General features: G+C 34.7%; 22 protein-coding genes. 20 read left to right on the forward strand and 2 right to left on the reverse strand.

Features of this window, described 5'->3' with window-relative positions:
- Positions 1–15 precede the first annotated feature (15 nt).
- The 3 genes from LC076_RS08570 to LC076_RS08580 all read left to right on the forward strand — a co-directional run bounded on the left by LC076_RS08570 (position 16) and on the right by LC076_RS08580 (position 3743).
- Positions 16–1134 carry a tripeptidase T gene (locus LC076_RS08570; RefSeq protein WP_226667688.1) on the forward strand — a complete coding sequence of 373 codons (1119 nt, stop codon included), beginning with the start codon at positions 16–18 and terminating at the stop codon, positions 1132–1134.
- 167 nt (positions 1135–1301) lie between these two features.
- The gene (locus tag LC076_RS08575; RefSeq protein ID WP_226667690.1) at positions 1302–2405 is read left to right on the forward strand and encodes a CAP domain-containing protein; all 1104 of its coding nucleotides are present in this window, start codon (positions 1302–1304) and stop codon (positions 2403–2405) included.
- A gap of 180 nt (positions 2406–2585) precedes the next feature.
- Positions 2586–3743: an FtsW/RodA/SpoVE family cell cycle protein gene (locus LC076_RS08580; protein WP_226667691.1), complete on the forward strand. Its 1158-nt coding sequence runs from the start codon at positions 2586–2588 to the stop codon at positions 3741–3743.
- A 171-nt stretch (positions 3744–3914) separates the two neighbouring features.
- Here LC076_RS08580 and LC076_RS08585 read toward each other — a convergent pair whose 3' ends face one another.
- On the reverse strand, positions 3915–4376 hold the full coding sequence (locus tag LC076_RS08585) for a BsuPI-related putative proteinase inhibitor (RefSeq protein WP_226667693.1): 462 nt from the start codon (positions 4374–4376) through the stop codon (positions 3915–3917).
- A 367-nt stretch (positions 4377–4743) separates the two neighbouring features.
- On the opposite strand from LC076_RS08585, the gene urtA reads away from it, so the two are divergent.
- The 16 genes from urtA (at position 4744) to LC076_RS08665 (ending at position 19088) form a co-directional block, all read left to right on the forward strand.
- Positions 4744–5991 (forward strand): urea ABC transporter substrate-binding protein, encoded by a 1248-nt coding sequence (urtA, locus tag LC076_RS08590; RefSeq protein ID WP_226667695.1) that lies wholly within the window; start codon positions 4744–4746, stop codon positions 5989–5991.
- A 361-nt stretch (positions 5992–6352) separates the two neighbouring features.
- Positions 6353–7255 (forward strand): urea ABC transporter permease subunit UrtB, encoded by a 903-nt coding sequence (gene urtB / locus LC076_RS08595; RefSeq protein WP_204954372.1) that lies wholly within the window; start codon positions 6353–6355, stop codon positions 7253–7255.
- Positions 7256–7271: 16 nt separating this feature from the next.
- Complete coding sequence (gene urtC, locus LC076_RS08600) at positions 7272–8345, forward strand: urea ABC transporter permease subunit UrtC (protein ID WP_413465965.1); 1074 nt, start codon at positions 7272–7274, stop codon at positions 8343–8345.
- Positions 8320–9063 (forward strand): urea ABC transporter ATP-binding protein UrtD, encoded by a 744-nt coding sequence (urtD, locus tag LC076_RS08605; RefSeq protein ID WP_226667699.1) that lies wholly within the window; start codon positions 8320–8322, stop codon positions 9061–9063. The genes urtC and urtD overlap by 26 nt, the downstream gene beginning before the upstream one ends.
- A gap of 1 nt (position 9064) precedes the next feature.
- Positions 9065–9766 (forward strand): urea ABC transporter ATP-binding subunit UrtE, encoded by a 702-nt coding sequence (urtE, locus tag LC076_RS08610; protein WP_226667701.1) that lies wholly within the window; start codon positions 9065–9067, stop codon positions 9764–9766.
- Between the two features lie 13 nt (positions 9767–9779).
- Positions 9780–10082, forward strand: a complete 303-nt coding sequence (locus tag LC076_RS08615) for an urease subunit gamma (protein WP_146946253.1) — start codon at positions 9780–9782, stop codon at positions 10080–10082.
- A gap of 35 nt (positions 10083–10117) precedes the next feature.
- Positions 10118–10426 (forward strand): urease subunit beta, encoded by a 309-nt coding sequence (locus LC076_RS08620; protein WP_226667704.1) that lies wholly within the window; start codon positions 10118–10120, stop codon positions 10424–10426.
- Positions 10427–10438: 12 nt separating this feature from the next.
- Complete coding sequence (gene ureC / locus LC076_RS08625; RefSeq protein WP_226667706.1) at positions 10439–12145, forward strand: urease subunit alpha; 1707 nt, start codon at positions 10439–10441, stop codon at positions 12143–12145.
- 9 nt (positions 12146–12154) lie between these two features.
- On the forward strand, positions 12155–12601 hold the full coding sequence (ureE, locus tag LC076_RS08630; RefSeq protein WP_146946250.1) for an urease accessory protein UreE: 447 nt from the start codon (positions 12155–12157) through the stop codon (positions 12599–12601).
- The gene (locus LC076_RS08635) at positions 12594–13280 is read left to right on the forward strand and encodes an urease accessory protein UreF (protein WP_226667708.1); all 687 of its coding nucleotides are present in this window, start codon (positions 12594–12596) and stop codon (positions 13278–13280) included. Before ureE ends, LC076_RS08635 begins: the two co-directional genes overlap by 8 nt.
- Positions 13281–13306: 26 nt before the next feature.
- The gene (gene ureG / locus LC076_RS08640) at positions 13307–13924 is read left to right on the forward strand and encodes an urease accessory protein UreG (protein WP_226667710.1); all 618 of its coding nucleotides are present in this window, start codon (positions 13307–13309) and stop codon (positions 13922–13924) included.
- Positions 13921–14733 (forward strand): urease accessory protein UreD, encoded by an 813-nt coding sequence (locus tag LC076_RS08645; RefSeq protein WP_226667712.1) that lies wholly within the window; start codon positions 13921–13923, stop codon positions 14731–14733. The genes ureG and LC076_RS08645 overlap by 4 nt, the downstream gene beginning before the upstream one ends.
- Positions 14734–14895: 162 nt before the next feature.
- A complete protein-coding gene (locus tag LC076_RS08650) occupies positions 14896–15363 on the forward strand; it encodes a chemotaxis protein CheW (RefSeq protein ID WP_226667714.1) in 468 nt (155 codons plus the stop codon).
- A 118-nt stretch (positions 15364–15481) separates the two neighbouring features.
- A complete protein-coding gene (locus tag LC076_RS08655; protein WP_226667717.1) occupies positions 15482–16717 on the forward strand; it encodes a DNA polymerase IV in 1236 nt (411 codons plus the stop codon).
- A 172-nt stretch (positions 16718–16889) separates the two neighbouring features.
- On the forward strand, positions 16890–18302 hold the full coding sequence (gndA, locus tag LC076_RS08660) for an NADP-dependent phosphogluconate dehydrogenase (RefSeq protein ID WP_226667719.1): 1413 nt from the start codon (positions 16890–16892) through the stop codon (positions 18300–18302).
- A 627-nt stretch (positions 18303–18929) separates the two neighbouring features.
- Complete coding sequence (locus LC076_RS08665) at positions 18930–19088, forward strand: hypothetical protein (protein ID WP_226667721.1); 159 nt, start codon at positions 18930–18932, stop codon at positions 19086–19088.
- 32 nt (positions 19089–19120) lie between these two features.
- On the opposite strand, the gene zwf is transcribed toward LC076_RS08665, so the two are convergent.
- Positions 19121–20596: a glucose-6-phosphate dehydrogenase gene (gene zwf, locus LC076_RS08670; protein WP_226667737.1), complete on the reverse strand. Its 1476-nt coding sequence runs from the start codon at positions 20594–20596 to the stop codon at positions 19121–19123.
- A 630-nt stretch (positions 20597–21226) separates the two neighbouring features.
- On the opposite strand from zwf, the gene rnz reads away from it, so the two are divergent.
- Positions 21227–22159 carry a ribonuclease Z gene (rnz, locus tag LC076_RS08675; RefSeq protein WP_226667723.1) on the forward strand — a complete coding sequence of 311 codons (933 nt, stop codon included), beginning with the start codon at positions 21227–21229 and terminating at the stop codon, positions 22157–22159.
- Positions 22160–22482: the final 323 nt, after the last annotated feature.

Genomic DNA, 22482 nt, shown 5'->3' on the forward strand with positions numbered 1-22482 from the left:
AGGAGGTAACAACAATTGATAAACAAAAAAAGGTTATTAGATGAATTTTTAGAACTTGTTCAAGTTGACTCAGAAACGAAAAATGAAGCAGAGATCGCTAAAGTTTTAAAGGAGAAGTTTTCTTCTTTAGATGTTGACGTTGTGGAAGATAACACAATGGCTATCACTGGACATGGTGCAGGCAATTTAGTTTGTACATTACCAGCAACTAAAGAAGGTGTAGACACAATTTACTTCACTTCACATATGGATACTGTTGTACCTGGCAATGGAATAAAGCCGAGTATTAAAGATGGATATGTTATTACAGATGGAACAACAATTCTTGGAGCGGATGATAAAGCAGGTTTAGCTGCCATGCTTGAAGCAATTAAAACACTTAAAGAACAATCTATTCAACATGGTAAAATTGAATTTGTTATCACAGTGGGTGAAGAATCTGGTTTAGTTGGTGCCAAAGCATTAGATCCTTCCTTGATGACGGCAAAATTTGGTTATGCTTTAGATAGTGATGGAAAAGTAGGTACAATTATTGTAGCAGCTCCAACACAAGCTAAGGTAAGGGCGACAATCTATGGAAAAACAGCACATGCTGGTGTTGCACCAGAAAAAGGTGTTTCAGCAATCACAATTGCTGCTAAAGCTATTTCAAAAATGCCCTTAGGAAGAATCGATCATGAAACAACGGCTAATATAGGTCGTTTTGAAGGTGGGACACAAACAAATATCGTTTGTGATTTAGTACATATTTTAGCAGAAGCTAGATCGTTAATTCCTGAAAAAATGGAAAAACAGGTAGGTGCAATGAAAGAAGCATTTGAAAATGTTGCTGCTGAAATGGGTGGACGTGCAGAGGTTGAAGTAGAAGTTATGTATCCTGGCTTTAAATTTGCAGATGGAGATCATGTGGTAGAGGTGGCTAAACGTGCTGCTGCTAAAATTGGTCGTGATAGTGAACTTCAAACAAGTGGCGGTGGAAGTGACGCTAATGTAATAGCTGGAAATGGAATTCCTACTGTTAACCTGGCTGTTGGATATGAAGAAATTCACACAAAAAATGAGAAAATGCCAATTGAAGAATTAGAAAAAACAGCAGAATTAGTGCTTTCTATTATTCAAGAGGTAGCTCAATAATATAATAAGGGAAAATACTTAGATCAGTGATCTAAGTATTTTTTTGGGGATTTTTAACTAAAAGTGTTTGTTGCCTCCAATTAAAAGTATAATTACCACCTATAGTTTCAAGAAATTGAAGGAAAATAAGGTGGTACGTAATACACATGTTAAAGGAGGCGTTACGTTTGATAAACAAAAAATTAGGATTCATCGCTACAAGTGCTTTAGTTATTGGGCTTGTTGGTTGTAATAATAATGACGAGGCCTTTGACGATAATAGAATGGGTCCAATGGATGTAACCGAGAATGTCAATGATAACGGTAATCGCACGTATGGACCTTTCGCTCGTCAAATAGATACAAGAGGTAACACAACACCAAATGAACTAAGAACAGGGCATCGTGATTATGAAAATAATATGGTTGATAACGATTTTGATTTTGTGCCTGATCGTAATCTAACAAATGATGATCTAAACGGCATGACAATTTCTAGTTCTAAAACCGATTTATCAAGTAAGAACTATCCTCATACAAAAGCAATAGCTGTTCAAGAAGCAAAGTTTAAGTTTGTCTCAGCTAACAATGCAGAGGATGCAAAAAAGCAAGCACAACAATATATTCAACAACAAAAACAACAAGGAATTCAAAGAGCGCAACAACTAGCACAACAACATCAAAACACACAAATGCAAATACAAGAAAAGTCACAACAACAAAGCCAGCAACAAGCTAAACAACAAGCAAAAGCTAATGAGCAACAAGCTCCTTCCAAAGAGCAAACACAAGCGCCATCTCAAAAACAGCAAGCACCAAAAGAACAAACACAAGCTCCAGAACCTGCTCCAGCTCCAAAACAAGAGCAGAACCAAGCAAATGAAAAAGCAGAAACACAACAACCTGCACAAAACATGAATGAAGCCGTTCAACAGGTGATTGAATTAACAAATCAACAAAGAAGAAAAAATGGGCTATCTGATTTGAAGGCTGATACTCAAATAAATGGTGTAGCTCAAAAGAAATCAGAGGATATGCGTCAAAATAATTATTTCTCACATACAAGTCCAACTTATGGTTCCCCTTTTGATATGATGAGAGATTTTGGAGTGTCATACAAAACGGCGGGTGAAAATATTGCACAAGGACAACAAACGCCACAGCAAGTCGTAGATGCATGGATGAATAGTGAAGGTCACAGAAAAAACATCTTAAGTAAAGATTTCACACATATAGGTGTAGGTTATGACAAAAATGGCCACCATTGGACACAAATGTTCGTTGGAAGATAAATTTATCTAGATGAATAGTCAATATTTGTATAAAATCCACCTCATTTATGGTACCTTAATAAATGTATGGTGGATTTTTTTGGTACTAAAAGCAACGCTGGAGATAAAAAACTTTAAAGAAAAATATAACATAATGATTGTAATAGTAAGGTAAATAATAATTTGAGAATGGTGATTTCTTTGACATCAAAAAAATTCGTCTATTTTGACGTTTCATTGATTTTTTTCTTGTTTTTACTAATGATTTGTAGTTGTGTGAGTATATTCAGTGCACAAAAATATGCTCAATATGATGAAAATTTCTTTTTGAAGCAGATTGTTTGGTTTGTTTTAGGAATCATTGTCGCAGCTTTAATTTTCCTCTTTGATTTTGAACAAATAAGTAAGTTAGCACCTTTCTTCTATGGAGTTGGTATACTTTTATTAATTGGGATATTAATCGCCCCTGAATCGATAGCACCAATTCGAAACGGTGCAAAGTCATGGTTTGTTGTACCTGGGCTTGGTTCAATTCAGCCCTCTGAATATATGAAAATATTTTTAATTTTGATGCTTGCCAAAATAACTCAAAGTCATTATAAAGATGATTTTCGTAAATCCTTCAAACAGGATATGTTTTTATTAATGAAAATAGGTGGAATATCGCTATTACCAATGTTGTTAATTTTGATGCAGAACGATTTTGGATCTTCATTAGTGATGCTTGTTATCACAATTTCCATCATCTTCTTATCTGGTATCGACTGGAGGATAATTGGAGTTATCTTCCTTGGCTTAATTGGAGTTGTTGGTATCCTAATTTACATATTTATAACCAATCCGGACTTTCTTTTAGAGATTTTTGGGACATACCAATTAAATAGAATTTATTCTTGGTTAGATCCTGAGCAACATGCAAAAGGTATAGGTTATCAATTAAATCAATCTCTCCATGCAATAGGATCAGGTATGGTTGATGGTAAAGGATTTCAAAACAGTAATGTTTATACACCAGAAGCTCATTCAGATTTTATTTTTACAATTGTTGCAGAAGAATTTGGATTTTTAGGTGGATCAGTTGTTATTGCTCTTTATTTTTTTATTATTTATAGAATACTAGGGATTGCTATGTATGTAAGAAAAGAAATATTTGAATTTTATATATGCATTGGCATGGTTGCGCTTTTTACTTTTCATAGCTTTCAGAATATTGGCATGGTAACAGGGCTTTTACCGATCACTGGGATTCCGCTATTGCTCATGAGTTATGGAGGAAGCTCTGTTTTAGCGAGTATGATGGGAATTGGTTTAGTATTAAACGTTTCATTAAGAAAGAAAGACTACTTTTTCTCTGATTAATTTTTTATATATTTTGGTTTATTGTTTACAGATACGAGTGTTCACTCAAATCAAGAAGAATAGTTTTAATTAACCCAATTTCAGTTTTGTTAAAAAGCTTCCCTGATTATATTAATAAGATAGTGAAAACGCTTGGATGAAAAATCCAAGCGTTTTGGTATATAAAATTATTTAGTTTACAGTGAAATCTATACTCACTTCGTATTTTTTACCCTCTTTTGGTGTCATCCATACAAAAAGCTCATACTCACCTTTTGAAAGATTTAAATCAGACAAATCAATGTTATATATGAATTCCTCACCTTGTTTTATTTTCTCTGTACCCAATGCAGCAAGAAACGAAGCTGTGCTTGAGAAAAGGTAAATCTCTTTTCCTTCTTTGGTTTTCACCTGATAATCCACTCGTTGTGAACTACTAAATTCAAGTTCTACAACTTCCTCTGTTTGATTCATAACTTTGTAAGTAAAGTTAAAAGGACTAGTCTCAATTAAACTAGGTACCATATCACCAGCGACAATCTCGCTTTGTTCACCATTATTACCTCCTTCTTTTGTGGTATCACTGTTGGTATTTCCTGTTCCACATCCACTTAGTAGCAAAATGATCAAAACGATACACCAATTCTTTTTCAAAGTTATAACCTTCTTTCTATTGAAGTATCTCTTACTGTATTTGTCGTAAATCTTAACTATTAAGTTACACTTTCTTACACAATAATTAAAATGTTAGAAAATATAACAAGAAAAATGTCGAATTCAACTGACAAAAACACTTGTGTTAAATGATTTGTATGTAAATACGAATAATGAATCCTCTAGATTATGTATTGTTAACGTTTACATAATAAAATATTAAAAAAATTTAAAAAATTCATTGTATATCAGTCAAAACTCTGTATAATGTGAAATATAAAGTGATGTTATGTTTTGTTACATATAAAGTTATTTTATATAACATTACTGTTGGAAGATTCCATTAATGAAAAGGGGCTGTTCTTTTATGAAAGTGAAAAAGAGGTTTTTAGCGTTAATGATGTCAACAATGGTTATGCTGGGTGCTTGTGCTTCTCCAACAAGTGAGCCTGAAACAACAACAGAAGGTAGTGATTCTAAAGCTACTGTTGAAGGTGACACAGTTGAAGTGGGGATACTGCACTCATTAAGTGGCACGATGGCGATAAGTGAGGTTTCCTTACGTGATGCAGAATTAATGGCAATTGAAGAGATAAATGCAGCTGGAGGAGTTCTTGGAAAGCAAATTGAACCGATCATTGAAGATGGAGCATCTGATTGGCCGACATTTGCTGAAAAGGCAAGAAAATTACTTCAACAAGATAAAGTAGCAACAATTTTTGGTGGATGGACTTCTGCTAGTCGTAAAGCAATGCTACCTGTTGTTGAACAAAACAATGGATTACTTTGGTATCCGGTTCAATATGAAGGTATGGAACAATCTCCAAATATTTTCTATACAGGTGCAACAACAAATCAACAAATTGTTCCTGCAATTGATTGGATGATTGAGAATCAAGGTAAAAACATCTTCTTAGTAGGATCTGATTATGTATTCCCACGTACTGCCAACAAAATTGTTAACGCGCAACTTAAAGCAAAAGGTGGAACAGTTGTTGCAGAAGAATATACACCACTTGGTCATACAGATTACAACACAATTATTAGCAAAATCAAATCTTCAAAACCAGATGCAATTTTTAATACATTGAATGGTGACAGTAATGTAGCTTTTTTTAAACAACTAGAAGATGCAGGAATTACTGCAGAAGATATTCCTGTTATGTCAGTTAGTGTGGCGGAAGAAGAAATTCGTGGTATAGGAACAGACGTATTAGCGGGTCACTTTGCTGCTTGGAACTATTACCAAACAACTGATACTCCTGAAAATAAAGAATTTGTAGCAAATTACAAAGCAAAATATGGTGATGATCGAGTTACTGGTGATCCTATAGAAGCAGCTTACATTGCCGTTTATTTATGGAAAGCAGCTGTAGAGAAGGCTGGTTCGTTTGAAGTTGATAAAGTGAAAGAAGCATCTGATGGTATTGAATTTAAAGCACCAGGTGGCGTAGTTAAAATCGATGGAGAAACTCAGCATATTTATAAAACCGTACGAATTGGAGAAGTTCAAACTGATGGTCAATTTAAAGAGGTTTGGAATTCAGGCGAACAAGTAAAACCTGATCCATACTTAAAATCATATGATTGGGCAACTAGTTTAAGTGAAAAATAGTAAGTTTAAGTTTATGGATGTCTTCTAAGGAATTTGTTGTACTAGAATTGGCCTTAGTTAAATGGTTGATACTCCATGGGTGAAGCCGAGGGAGGATAGCGTTTCTTCCTCGGTAAATCTTGAGTCTTGAGCGTAATCGAATGAATTCATTAGAAGTATGTGAAAATCATCAAGAGTATTTAAAGTCCGTTTTTACAAAATTTTAATTCATGCTTTAGAGAAACGTTAAAATATTTATGAAAAAATGAAGGAAAAGCCAAGCAGGATCAATTAAATGTATTTCTATTCCCCCTATTTTAATAGATTCTTACTAGTTGATCTTGCTTGTCTTTTTTTACTTCATACAAAGGAGGAATATTCCTTGTCAATTATCATTTCTCAATTATTTAATGGTTTGAGTCTCGGATCAATTTTATTATTAATCGCTTTAGGTCTTGCGATAACATTTGGTCTTATGAACATCATCAATATGGCTCATGGTGAATTCATTATGATTGGAGCCTATACTACGTATGTTCTCCAGCAAGCATTCATTCAATATCTTCCAGAATCCATCTTTGGATTATATTTTATTCTAGCGATTCCACTATCCTTTGTGATTGCAGCATTTATTGGATTTTTAATGGAGAAATCAATTGTAAGATTTTTATATGAACGTCCACTTGATAGCTTACTAGCAACTTGGGGAGTTAGTTTGATTTTACAACAAGTAGCGAGATCAATCTTTGGAGCACCAAATGTTGCTGTTGTCGCACCAGATTGGCTAAGTGGTGCATTAACGATTGGTAGTATGACATTTCCTTATAAACGATTATTTATTATTGCTTTAGTTGGTGTAAGTATCTTCTTGTTATTTCTTTATTTATATAAAACTCCTTCTGGGAGAAGAATGAAGGCTGTTACATTAAATCGTGATATGGCTTCTTGCTTAGGTGTTTCCACTAGAAAAGTTGATAGTACAGCTTTTGCTTTAGGAAGCGGCTTTGCTGGGATCGCGGGGTGTTCTTTAACCTTAATTGGCTCGATTGGCCCAACGCTGGGAACAACTTATATTGTTGATGCATTTATGATCGTTATTTTAGGTGGAGTAGGAAAGCTAAAGGGTACAGTATTGGCTGCATTAATGCTAGGTATCTTAAGTACATTTGTTGAACTATCAACAAGCGCAACAATTGCAAAAGTTATTGTCTTTGCCTTCATTATTATTTTCTTACAATGGAAACCAACAGGTCTTGTTAATGTTAGAGTGCGAGCATTAGATTAACGGAGGTGCAATTATGTTGAAAAAATATAGTCAAGGAGCCTATTACGGTGTGTTTTTTCTGATATTACTAATCGCCCCATTGCTGCTTACCGATTTTCGGATGGGGCTGCTAGCTAAATTCTTATGTTTTGCTATTATCGCTGTGGGCTTAAGCTTAATTTGGGGTTTTACCGGTATTTTAAGTTTAGGTCATGGTGTGTTCTTTGGTTTAGGGGCTTATTGTATGGCAATGTATTTAAAGCTTGAGGCATCACCAAGTGGATTACCAGATTTTATGGAATGGAATGGTATTACACAACTTCCTTTTATATGGACACTTTTTAAAAATCCCTTCTTTGCTATAGCAGCAGCTATTCTCCTGCCATTTTGTGTTGCTTGGATTATCGGTTACTTTACGTTCAAAAATCGTATTAAGGGCGTGTTTTTCTCTCTTATATCTCAAGCGGTTGTTGTAGTAACAGTAACTTTATTTATTGGTAGTCAGCATATTACTGGTGGAACTAGTGGATTAACTAACTTTTTTACTGTTTTCCAAGTACCGCTAGCTGATCCAGGAACAAAGCAAATATTATATTTTATTACTGTAGCATTATTGGCAGTTATTATGGGTGTGTCCCTACTATTAACAAAATCACGTTTTGGTCGTTTGTTAATTGCGATAAGAGATGGTGAAAATAGATTGCGTTTTTTAGGGTATAACCCAGCTATTTTTAAAGTGTTTATCTATGCTTTATCTGCGGCTTTTGCTGGTATTGCAGGTGCGTTATTTGTTCTTCAAGTAGGAATTATATCTCCGGAAATGATGGGGATTATTCCTTCAATTGAAATGGTGCTTTGGGTTGCTATTGGTGGAAGATATTCTATTTTAGGTGCTGCAATAGGAGCTATTTTAACGAATGGTGCTAAAAGCTTTTTAAGTGAAACATATCCAGATTTCTGGACAATTTTCCTTGGAGGTTTATTCTTACTAGTTGTTTTATATTTACCAAATGGTTTAGCAGGTTTAGTTGAACAAATGAAAGCTCGTTTTAGCTCTAATAAGGAAAAAAAGGAGGTAAAACAACGTGAAGCCGATTCTCTCGTGTCGTAATGTTATGGTTGATTTTTCTGGATTTAAAGCCCTTCAAGGTGTAGATCTAGATGTGCAAAATAAAGAGGTGTTATTTTTAATTGGTCCAAATGGAGCTGGGAAAACCACTTTACTAGATTGTATTTGTGGAAAAACTAGAGCAAGTAGTGGGCAAATTCTTTTTGAAGAAAAAATTGAGTTGTCAAAACTACCTGAACAGAAGATCGTCCAGGAAGGAATTGCTCGGAAGTTTCAGGCACCTTCCATTTTCCTTCATTTAACACCTTTTGAAAATTTAGAAATTGCGATGAAGCAGAAGAAAAGCTTACTATCCATTTTATTAGCAAAAATGACTCAAGTTCAGCGTGAGAAAATCGAGGCGATTTTAAAGCAGGTTGGTTTGTTTGAAGATCGTCATAAATTAGCAGGGTCATTATCTCATGGACAAAAGCAATGGCTTGAAATTGGGATGCAACTTATTCAAGAACCTACTTTACTATTATTAGATGAACCTATTGCTGGTATGTCGGGTGAAGAACGAACAAAGACGGGTGAGTTAATTAAAGAGATAGCTAATGACTGTACAGTAGTAGTGGTGGAACATGATATGGAGTTCGTTCGAAATTTCTCAAGTAAAGTCGTTGTGATGCATGAGGGGAAAGTGCTTTGTCAGGGCTCGATGAAGGATATTCAAGAAAACGAAGAAGTGAAGAATGTTTACTTAGGAAGGAGTGGTTAATATGCTTCATGTGTCAGAGCTACAAGCTGGTTATAACGAGACAATGATTTTACGGAATGTTGAATTTGATATTCAAAAGGGGAAAATTGTCGGGCTTTTAGGTAGAAATGGTGTGGGAAAGACAACTTTAGTGAAAGTGTTGATGGGACTTATCCCTACAGTTAACGGTCAAGTTGTATTTGATGGGAAATCCTTAAAAAAGGAAAAGCCTGAGCATCGAGCACGAGCAGGAATAGCATATGTTCCACAAGGAAGAGAGATTTTTTCAGATTTAACAATAAAGGAGAATCTTCTTATTGGGATGGAAGCACTTCCGAAATCGCAACGTTCAAAAACAATACCTGAGGAAATATTTCAATGGTTTCCTGTACTGAAAGAAATGATTGATCGTCGAGGTGGGGATCTTAGTGGTGGTCAACAGCAACAGCTAGCCATTGCGAGAGCGTTAATTTCAAACCCGAAGCTTCTTCTTTTAGATGAGCCAATGGAAGGAATACAACCGTCAATTGTTCAATTGATTCAAGATGTTTTAGTGAAAATAGCAAAAGAAAAAGATATGTCAATTATATTAGTTGAACATAATTTAGATGCTGTTTTATCATGTGCGGATCATTATTATATTCTAGATCGTGGTTGTATGGTGATGAATGGAAATTGTGAAAATGTTAATGAAGATGAACTATATAAGCACTTAGCCGTTTAAGGAGGAAATATCAATGAAGCTTACATCTCGTGAGCAAGAAAAGCTCATGATTGTCGTTGCAGCTGATTTAGCGAGAAGGCGACAAAAAAGGGGGTTGAAATTAAATTATCCCGAAGCTATAGCTATTTTAACTTATGAAGTAATGGAAGGAGCAAGAGATGGTAAATCAGTATCTCAATTAATGCAGGATGGTCGTCATATTTTATCTCGAGAAGATGTGATGGAAGGTATCCCTGAAATGATTCATGACATTCAGGTAGAAGCAACATTTCCTGATGGAACGAAGTTAGTTACAGTTCATGATCCTATCCAATAGGTGGGTACATTAAATAAGAGTTAGAGGTGATGCTCATGATTCCAGGTCAATATAAGTTAAAGAAAACTCCTATTATATGTAATGAAAATAAGGAAGTAACGAAAGTTGAGGTTGTTAATATTGGTGATCGACCTATTCAAGTAGGATCCCATTTTCATTTTTTTGAAGTGAATACTTTTCTTGAGTTTAATAGAGTAGATTCATTTGGTAAAAGATTAAATATTGCAGCTGGTACAGCTGTTCGTTTTGAACCAGGAGACAAAAAAGAAGTAGAGCTTATACCTTTCTCAGGAGAAAGAAAAGTATATGGCTTGAATAATTTAACAAATGACTCGTTAGGGTAAAGGAGTGTAAGTATGAGCTTTCAGATGTCGAGACATCAATATGCCGATATGTTCGGTCCGACGGTTGGTGATCAGGTAAGGTTAGGAGACACTGAACTATTTATTGAAGTAGAAAAAGATTACACAACATATGGTGATGAAGTAAAATTTGGTGGAGGTAAGGTGATCCGCGATGGAATGGGTCAACATCCATTGGCAACAAGAAAAGATGTTGTTGACCTTGTCATTACGAATGCGTTAATTCTTGATTATTCAGGAATTTATAAAGCTGATATTGGTGTTAAAGACGGTGTTATTACTTCGATCGGTAAAGCTGGTAATCCTTTATTAATGGACTCTATTGATATTGTTATTGGAGCTTCAACAGAGGTCATTGCAGCTGAAGGGATGATTGTGACAGCTGGAGGTATTGATGCACATATTCATTTTATTTGTCCACAACAAATTCAAACAGCAATCGAGTCAGGTGTAACAACAATGATCGGTGGAGGTACAGGTCCAGCGACTGGAACGAATGCAACAACATGTACACCTGGTAAGTGGAATATTCAAAATATGCTAAAAGCTGCTGAAGAATTTCCGATGAATATTGGGTTTCTTGGTAAAGGAAATGCATCTAATGAAGAGGCTTTAATAGAACAGATAGAAGCAGGAGCAATTGGACTTAAGCTTCATGAAGATTGGGGAACAACTTCATCAAATATTGATAAAGCGTTAACCGTTGCAGATAAATACGATATTCAAGTTGCGATTCATAGTGATACGTTAAATGAAGGTGGATTTGTAGAAGATACAATTAATGCAATTAATGGTCGTGTTATTCACACGTATCATACAGAAGGAGCAGGAGGCGGTCATGCGCCAGATATAATTAAAGCGGCTTCATACCCGAATATTCTTCCTTCTTCTACTAATCCAACAAGACCTTATACTGTCAATACAATTGCAGAGCATTTAGATATGCTTATGGTTTGTCATCATTTAGATCCTTCCGTTCCTGAAGACTTAGCATTTGCTGATTCAAGAATACGAAAGGAAACAATCGCAGCTGAAGATATTCTCCATGATCTAGGAGTGTTTAGTATGATCAGCTCTGATTCGCAAGCAATGGGAAGAGTTGGAGAAGTGATTTCGAGAACATGGCAAACAGCAGATAAAATGAAGCGACAACGAGGCGAACTTGTTGATGGTGAACAAAATGATAATTCAAGAGCAAAAAGATATATTGCGAAATATACGATAAACCCTGCACTAACTCATGGGATATCAGATTACGTTGGTTCAATCGAAGTAGGGAAAGTAGCAGATATCGTCTTATGGGACCCTGGATTTTTTGGTGTGAAACCAGAGCTTATTGTAAAAGGTGGAATGATTGCTTGGAGTGTAATGGGTGATCCTAATGCCTCAATACCAACCCCACAGCCAGCATTATATCGTCCGATGTTTGCTAGCTTTGGTAAAGCGAAATATTCAACTTCTATGACTTTTATCTCTAAAGCTGCATATGAACAAAAAGTTCATGAAGAACTTCGTCTAGAAAAGAAAATTGCTGTTGTAAAAAATATCCGGCAGCTACAAAAAGCTGATATGAAATTAAATGGGGAAACACCCGAAATAGAGGTAGATCCACAAACGTATGAAGTAAAGGTAGATGGTGAGCTAATAACCTGTGAACCAGATGAAAAAGTTGCTTTAGCGCAACGATATTTCTTATTTTGAGGTGAAAAGATGATTATTGAGAAAATAGTTGGAAATGTAAAAGAATTAGACAAAGCTCCACATCATGTTGAACGTGTTTATTTAAGAAGTGATGATTTAGTGAAAAAGATCCAAAGAGTGAAAACAGATCATGGAAAAGAACTTGGTATTCGACTGAAAGATGTGAAGGAACTAACAGATGGCGATATTTTATATCAAGATGAAAAAAACTCAATAATTATTAGTGTTGTTGAAGATGATGTAATTGTCATAAAGCCTACGAGTATCTTACAGATGGGGGAAATTGCCCATCAGCTTGGAAATCGCCATCTCCCAGCTCAATTTGAGAACAGTGAAATGGTTGTTCAATACGATTATTTGGTAGAAAAACTACTAAAAGAATTGGAAGTTCCATTTGTGAGAGAAAACAGGAGAATGAACAAAGCATTTAAACACATCGGACATTCTCATGACTAATCAATTGTTTCACTTGCTACAAATTTGTGATTCTAATTTTCCTTCAGGTGCATTTTCTCATTCATTTGGACTTGAAACATATATACAAGAAAACAAAGTATATAATAAGGAAAGTTTTTTAGTAGCATTGAAGGAATTTATTAAAACACAGTTCGTCTATACTGACGGAATGGCTTGTCGGATTGCATATGAATCTATGAAAAGTAATGTCCTTGATAAGGTGTGGCAAATAGATTCTGAATTGTTTGCATTAGCACTGGCAAAGGAAACTCGTGAAGGAAACAGAAGGATTGGTAGACAGCTAGCAAAAGTCATGGATGAATTATATGTGAATGATTATCTTATTGAATATCGTGAAAAGCTTGTAAAAAAACAAGTTCATGGACATAGCTCTATCGTTTTTGCTATGGTCTGCTTAGGGTTAGAAGTTGATTTAAAAACAACACTAGAAACCTATTTGTTTGCGACAACTTCCTCATTAGTCCAAAATGCAGTTCGAGGTATTCCTCTAGGGCAAACGGATGGTCAAAAACTATTGATCGAGATTCAACCATATTTAAATGAAATAATTGAAGAAATACTATCACTTGATGAAGCTGATTTTGGTGCTGGTGCCCAAGGTTTAGAGATTGCTCAAATGCTACATGAAGAGCTGTCTGTTCGATTATTTATGTCATAATATTATTTGAAGGGATGTAATCATACATGAGTGAACCAATACGAATTGGGGTTGGAGGACCTGTAGGTGCAGGTAAGACATTATTAGTAGATAAATTAACAAGAGAGTTAATGAGTGAATTGGAAATTGCCGTTATTACAAATGATATTTATACAAAAGAAGATGCGCAATTCTTAATAAAAAATGGAGCGCTTCCTGAAGACCGTATTATTGGTGTTGAGACAGGAGGTTGTCCACATACAGCCATACGTGAAGATGCGTCAATGAATTTTGATGCCATTGATGAATTAAATGAACGTCACCCAAACCTTGATTTGATTTTTGTTGAAAGTGGCGGAGATAATCTTGCAGCTACGTTTAGTCCGGAATTAGTGGATTTTTCAATTTATATCATAGACGTTGCGCAGGGAGAAAAAATCCCTCGTAAAGGTGGTCAGGGAATGATTAAATCGGATTTATTTATTATAAATAAGACTGATTTAGCACCATATGTTGGAGCTGATCTTGAAATTATGCGGAAAGATACACTAGTTTCTCGTGGAGACAGACCATTTATATTTACGAATCTCAAAGATGGCTCAGGAGTGAAAGATGTGGTGGATTGGATTCGTAAGGAAGCGTTTTTAGTTGGATTAGAAGCATGACGTATACAGGCTACCTGCAACTTGAGGTAGGCAAAAAACATGATCGGTCTGTTATTTCGAATAGTTATTTTGATGGAGTTTTCAAAATCACACGTCCTACCTATCTTCCGAATGGCTTGCCATTGCTTACACTTATTCATGTAGGTGGAGGGTATGTTGACGGAGATCGTTATAAAACGGAGGTAACAATAGGTGATGGGGCAAAATTTGCATTAACAACCCAAGCCTCTACAAAGGTCTATAAATGTTTAAAGTATGGTGTTTCACAAGAAATGGATTATTTCTTAGGTAATGAAAGTGAGTTGTTTCTTAAACAAGACTCATTAATTTTATATAAAGATGCAGATTTTAAGCAATATACAAATGTTTATATGAAATCATCGTCTGTTTTTTACTATACTGAAATTGTAACTCCGGGTTGGTCAGCAGATGGTTTGCTTTTTCAATATAAAAAACTAGCAATGAAAATGAAAGTCTACGTAGATGATAAGCTTGAAATTTTTGATCATCAGCTCCTACAGCCATGTAATCAGCTTGAAAATTTGATGCAGCTTGAAGGATATAGTCATATTGGCACACTATTTATCATTCATCCTGAAATAAATGATGAACTCCTTCAAGAAGTAAGAAGTTCTCTAAATGATGTTAAGAATGTACGAGTCGGTATCAGTGGATTAAATGTAAAAGGGATGGTTGTTAGGATTTTAGCTTACAGTACTCCTGCTGTAGAATCTACTTTCTCAAAATGTGAAAAAATCCTTCATGATAAATTATATAAAACAGAGCAAATTAATTGGCGGAAAAGCTAAAAATTACCAGAGGGAAATAGAGTCTTCATTTCCAAGATATTAGTGCAAATTATAGCTTTCTTGCATGAATATAAGAAGATAAAACCTTTTAAAACGATTGCATTCATAGTATGATAGTCATAGATATATCGAGTACAAGGTGTAATCCGAGAGGAGATTATCATGGAACTATCAAAAGTAGTTGTATTTCGTGCAGGTGATGAAGAATATGGCTTGCCGATTCAACACGTTATTTCTATTGAAAAACTAGAAGATATAAACGTCATTCCTAATATGCCCAACTATATGAAGGGTGTTGTAAAGGTCAGAGGAGAATTAATACCTGTTCTTGATACAAATAGAATTCTTTATCATCAAGACAGTATCATTGATGAACAAACGACAAAATTAATTGTTGTTCATTCTGATGAAATTTCTTCGGCACTTATTGTAAAGGAAGCAAAAGAAATTCTTGATATTCAAGAAGAACAATTAAAGTCTATATCAGTAGGCGCTTTTCAAGCTACTAAATACTTTGCAGCTGTTGCAAGCATAAAAGATCGTCTTATCACGATCATTGATCCAAACTTATTAATTGCTGGACTTGAAGGCATCGCTATTGTGAAAGAAGAGATTGTAAGTCACCAATAATTATATTGGTGGCTTTATTTGTATTAATGATTTTCTAGTATAGTAAACGATGTATGAAAACAATTTTTCCGTAATCATGGTAAAATAATAAGAAGAAAATGATGTGTGGTGAAGGAGTATGGGACAAACGACTAATAGAAGAATCATTTTACATGTTGATATGAATAGTTTTTATGCTTCTGTTGAAATGGCTTATGATCCTTCACTTAAAGGAAAACCGCTTGCTATAGCTGGAAATGTTGAGGAGAGAAAAGGGATCATTGTTACTTGCAGCTATGAAGCACGTGCAAGGGGAGTAAAAACGACTATGCCACTTTGGCAAGCTAAAAAGTTATGCCCAGAGCTTATAATCAAAAAGCCTAACTTTGATCGTTACCGCTCTGCATCAAGAGCAATGTTTGATTTACTAAGGGAGTTTACTGATCGCGTTGAACCAGTGTCAATTGATGAAGGTTATGTAGATTTTAGTGAATTTGATGGAGCTAAGCCGTTAGAGTTGGCAAAATCAATCCAAGATCGTCTCCTTGACGAACTTTTATTGCCTTGTAGCATTGGGATTGCTCCTAATAAATTTTTAGCAAAAATGGCTTCAAATATGAAGAAGCCTCTTGGAATCTCAATTTTAAGAAAGCGAGATTTACCTGTAAAACTTTGGCCACTACCTGCTAATGAAATGCATGGTATAGGTGAAAAAACAGCAGAAAAACTGAGAACAATTAATATAAATACAATCTTTGATGTTGCACACGCTGATTCTGTTCAACTTAAAGCGCTATTAGGGATCAATGGAGAACGCTTAAAAGAACGAGCGAATGGGATTGATTTAAGAGAAGTAGATCCTGATTCAATTTATGATTTTAAAAGCATTGGAAATTCTTCGACACTCTCTAAAAATACAACAAATGAAACAGAAATTAATGAAGTTTTATATAAGCTTGCACGCTCTGTTTCTATACGAATGAAACGAAAAGATGTACTAGCAAGTAAAATCTTCATCACTATTCGCTTTGGAAATTTAAAAACAATTACTAGAAGCAAGAAATTAGAGAATCCTATTGATGATGAAGCAGATTTATATAAAATAGCAAGACAGATGTTTTATTCACACTGGGAGGATGAGCCGATAAGATTATTAGGTATTACAGGCCAAGAGTTAATTGAAAAAAATGATGCGATTAAGCAGTTAGATTTGTTTTCCTTCGAAAAAGATGCGAAAGCTGAGCCACTTTTATCTGTTATTGATAAAATTAATTCAAAGTATGGAAATCAGCTTATTACACGAGGGGTAAAAGGTGAAAAGAAGCAAGATGATTCAGCTGGAACTAGCTTTAATAAAGATTTTTTAAGGGAGTAAGCGATTACATAAGATATGTTACTTGAAATGTATCTTAAAAATGTGTTATTTTCAAAGTTGTAGTCATAATAAATAATTCGAATTGTGTGTTAATTTAAAAGAAGTGTCGGAAAACTAAATCTTTTTTGTTTAGTTTTTACATACTATCAAGGATGAGAAGGGACGTAAGCGAATGTCGAAACAACAAATTGGTGTAATTGGCTTAGCTGTAATGGGAAAAAATTTAGCATTGAATATTGAGAGTCGTGGATTTTCAGTATCAGTTTTTAACCGTTCAGCAGAAAAAACAGAGGAATTCTTATCAGAAGCAAAAGGAAAGAATGTAGTAGGTACATACAGCATTGAAGAGTTTGTACAATCATTAGAAACACCACGTAAGATTTTATTAATGGTTAAAGCTGGGGTTCCAACTGATGCTACAATCGAACAGCTTTTACCACATCTTGATAAAGGAGATATCTTAATTGACGGCGGAAATACGCTTTATACAGATACACAACGTCGTAACAAGGATCTTGCTGAGAGTGGAATCCATTTCATAGGTACTGGTGTTTCAGGTGGAGAAGAAGGAGCTCTTAAAGGACCTTCAATCATGCCTGGTGGACAAAAAGAAGCATTTGATTTAGTTCAACCTATTTTAGAAGCTATTTCTGCAAAAGTAGAGGGAGATCCATGTTGTACTTATATTGGTCCAGATGGAGCAGGTCACTACGTGAAAATGGTTCATAACGGAATTGAATATGGAGATATGCAATTAATTTCTGAAGCATATTTCTTATTGAAGAACGTATTAGGATTAACTGCTGACGAGCTTCATGAAGTATTTGCTGAATGGAATAAAGGTGAGCTTGATAGCTACCTTATCGAAATCACAGCTGATATCTTCACGAAGAAGGATGATGAAACTGGTAAGCCTCTAGTAGATGTGATTTTAGATACTGCAGGTCAAAAAGGTACAGGTAAATGGACAAGTAAAAGTGCGCTAGATTTAGGTGTGCCACTTCCAATCATTACAGAATCAGTTTTTGCACGTTTTATTTCAGCAATGAAGGACGAGCGTCAAAAAGCAAGTAAAATTCTTTCAGGCCCAACAGTGAAGCCTTTTGAAGGTAATAAAGAAGAGTTAATTGAAGCTGTACGTAAAGCATTATACATGAGTAAGATTGTTTCATATGCTCAAGGGTTTGCTCAAATGAGAGCTGCTTCTGAAGAATATAACTGGGATTTAAAATACGGTGATATTGCAATGATTTTCCGTGGAGGTTGTATCATCCGTGCTGCATTCCTACAGAAAATTAAAGATGCGTATGATAAAGAGCCACAATTAGCAAACCTTTTACTTGATGATTACTTTAAAGAAATCGTTGAAGGTTACCAAGGTGCGCTTCGTGAAATTTTATCTGTTGCGATTGTAAACGGTGTTCCAGTACCATGCTTCTCATCTGCACTTGCTTATTATGATAGCTATCGTACGGAAACACTTCCAGCAAATCTGTTACAAGCACAACGTGACTATTTCGGTGCTCACACTTACCAACGTGTTGACAAAGAAGGAACTTTCCATACAGAATGGATGGAAAAATAAACACTATACGAAAACAGACAATCCAAATAAATGGCTTGTCTGTTTTTTTTTTGTATTTGACTGTTTTAAAAATGGTTTTTGTTTTCGTGGCATTATCGGAGACTGAATTGAATTTGTATAATAATTAAGTATGAGAAAACAATTTTTATATTTAATATAACTACCTAGCTTTTGTGGCTTCTCATTTTAAGTCACATTACACATTTGTATTAACTTGGTCAATATATATCAAAAAATGATTAACAATCAAAAAAAGAGCTATTACATAGGTAATAGCACAATTAGGAGTTTACTAGGGTTGCCTCTTACAATGTTAGTATATGCTACATTAAATTGATCGCATGAGGCAAATAGACAGGCTAATCCGCACATTTTTCGATCAGCCGCTGTTAAACATGGTCATTGGTTTCCGTTAAAGTGTTCCACAGTCTTAGAGCATTCAAGGTGATATCTCCATTGAACCCAGAAGAAACATGACAGGGACTTAATGTGACTATAAATAGCTAAGTAAACAATGTAGAAATGCTACCTAAAATAACACCTGCTAAACATCCTATATTAATGCACTTTAAGAAATTTTTTGGATAATAGAGTTCCATTTGTATCCCTCCCTAAGGGGAATTTACCATGTATTTACGGACATATGCAATGAAAATAACAAAACAATTATTAGTAATTAATGACAAAAGATTGAGAATCATAAAAAAGCCGATCATAGAATATCTATTGATCGGCTTAGTCGTTTCATTTTTCATTTTTGATATCGATTCCATATTGTACTTATAAAAAGGAATTAACTTTTTAATAGCCATTGTTCATTAATTTATTGGCCACCATTGGAACCCATCCTGTTTAAGCATGTTATCAGCTTCGTCAGGGCCCATAGAGCCTGAAGGGTAAGTAGTAAGTGCTGCTAATCCTTTTTTCCAAGCTTCTGAAATTGGATCTACATAACTCCATGATAGGGCAACTTCATCCCAATGGGTGAAGTTCGTTGCATCTCCACGCATACAATCATAAAGAAGTTTTTCATAAGCTTCAGGAGTGTTGATACCTTCTAAGAAATTATTAGAAAGATCTAAATTAACTGGTTTAGAATAGTCAGCTTCATCATCTTTTTTAGCATTTAATTGAAGTGTGATTCCCTCTTCTGGTTGAATATGAATAACTAGTAAGTTAGGAGGAACTGTTTCACCTTTATTATAATAAAGATTCATTGGAATATCTTTAAACTGAACAACAATTTTAGTTGATTTTGCTGCCATCCGTTTTCCTGTTCTTATATAGAAAGGAACGCCAGCCCATCTAAAGTTGTCTATAAGAAGCTTTCCAGCAACATATGTTTCAGTTTGTGATTGATCTTCAACATTGTTTTCTTCACGGTATCCAACTAGTTGTTTATCTTCTAGTTTACCGCCTACATATTGTCCTCTAATAAAATATTTAGAAACATCTTCATCTTTTACAGCTCTTAGTGCTCTTAATACTTTTACTTTTTCACTTCTAATTTCATCAGTCGTTAATTTAATCGGTGGCTCCATAGCAAGTAAAGCAACCATTTGAAGCATATGATTTTGTACCATATCACGAAGAGCACCTGATTTTTCGTAATAACGTCCGCGATCTTCAACACCTAAAACTTCACTTGATGTTACTTGGATGTTTGAGATGTAGCGGTTATTCCATAGAGGTTCAAACAAGGCATTTGCAAAACGGATAACCTCGATATTTTGAACCATTTCTTTTCCTAAGTAATGATCAATACGATAGATTTGATCTTCATTAAAAGCTTCACGAATTTCTTGGTTTAGCTTTTGTGCGGATGGAAGGTCATGACCAAATGGTTTTTCGATAACAAGCCTACTCCAGCCATCAGTTGCAGTTAAACCTTCTTTTTTAAGATTTTGTGCGATTGTACCAAAAAATTCTGGTGCCATCGCTAAATAAAAGATACGGTTGCCTTCTGTTTGATAAGTTCCATCTAACTTACTTAATAAATCATTAAGCTCTAAATAAGAAGAAGGATTTGTTACATCAAATGGATGATAATGGAAATGTGATGAAAATTCATCTAAATTCTTTGATTCTTTCATTGATGTTTGGATTGAATCGGAAACATTGCTACGAAATTCTTCATTTGTCCATGGTCTTCTTCCAACACCGACAACTGCAAAATTCTCGCCAATTTTATTGTTTTGCACAAGGCGATAAATAGATGGAAACAGCTTTCTTTTTGCTAGATCACCTGTTGCTCCAAAAATGACAATAACTGATTTAGGATGTTCTTGTGTAATCACGTTCGTACCTCACTTTGTCAAATGCATTTATTTATTTCATCAGTGCAAAAATTATAAAAACGATACGTTTTTTATAATAAAGCTTATTTTTACTATGTAATCGCGTTATTTGAACACTGATCGTAAAATACTCCTATACAAATACTTAATTTTAAAGGTTATCGTAAAGTAAATCAAACATAAACGTTTAAATGTTGTTCTTTACTTATTATAAACGATTGTAAAAAAAATATCGTCTGATATGCACCTAAATTAATAAAATGTTTCTATAATTCAGTCTATTCTAGTAAATAATATCGGATTGGTCAAGTATTGTTTCTTACATTTATTTCATATAGCTCACATATGAAGGTTCTATTCTAAAATATAGTTGAGGTTTATCGTTTTATTAAAATAGTTTTTTGGTTTTGTATTGTTTGTTATTAAAGCAAATGCAAAGTAGTAAGCATGAAGAGTAAGAGATAAGTTGAGTTTGTATAAAAGAGTATTAGCGCTTACCTTGTTTTGCTCTATCTACTTAAATAGAACCTCCGTTTTGTACTCGATGTGTTTCAAAACATCATTGTTTCGCTATTTTTCACTTTCGTGTATTCTAAGAGAAGTGATGATTATTAGGAGGAACTGTAAGTGAATGTTATGTTTCTTGGGACAGGTGCTGGAATTCCCGCCAAATCTCGTAATGTTACAAGTATTGCTTTGCAATTATTAGAAGAAAGAAATGCTGTTTGGCTTTTTGATTGTGGAGAAGCAACACAGCATCAAATTTTACATACACCAATAAAACCTCGAAAAATTGAAAAAATCTTTATTACACATTTACATGGCGATCATATTTATGGATTACCTGGTTTGATAAGCAGTCGTTCTTTTCAAGGTGGTGAAGGTCTTTTAACAATTTATGGACCGAAGGGAATAGAGGAGTTTGTTAAAATTGCTCTATCTGTTAGTCATACACACCTTAGTTATTTTATTAAGTTTATAGAAATTGAAGAAGGGGTCATTTTTGAAGATCATCTGTTTCAAGTGACTGCCATAAAACTTGAACATGGAATTGATTCATATGGATATCGTGTAATAGAAAAAGACTTACCTGGCACTTTATTAGTGGATAAGCTTGAACAAGCGGGAATTAAACCAGGTCCCATTTATCAAAAAATCAAGAGTGGTGATACAGTTACACTAGAGGATGGTTCTGTTATACATGGACCTGATTTTATTGGTCCAGCCCAAAAGGGGAGAATTGTGACAATATTAGGAGATACAAGATTTTCTAAAAGAAGTTTAGAGCTTGCAGAGCAAGCTGACTTACTAATCCATGAAGCGACCTTTTCTGAAGAAGATGAAAAACTAGCTTATAATTATTTTCATTCCACAACGAAGCAAGCTGCTCAGGTTGCTTATGAAGCTAAAGCTAAGAAGCTTATTCTCACTCATATTAGCTCACGTTATCAAACAGATCATGATTTAGACAAATTAGTAAAGGAAGCTCAAGCTATATTCCCAAATTCTTTTATTGCCAATGATTTTATGCAAATGGAAATTCCTAAAAAGCGTGAATAATAAGGTGTTTGTGATAGACTTTTTTGGTAGGGACTTCCTTGAGTGCTTTTTTAACTTAGGGAAGTCTTTTTTTATTGAGATAGTCCTTTTAGATAAAGGTGTTTTTATTGATTAATGTCTAATCGAAGATAAATCAGCAGAATCGAAGATAAATTCTCTTAATCGAAGATAAAATCGAAAAAACGAAGATAAATCCGAAAGGGACTTTTAAGCCCCCTTAATCACTTGGACACGAAAATCGATAAAGAGTACAATCTTTTTAACCGAAGATGATCGATAAAGGTGGTGAGGGAATGGCTAAGAAGAAGATCGAACTTTTTGAG

It is taken from the genome of Metabacillus litoralis, assembly GCF_020524045.1.
Lineage (GTDB): Bacteria > Bacillota > Bacilli > Bacillales > Bacillaceae > Metabacillus > Metabacillus litoralis_C.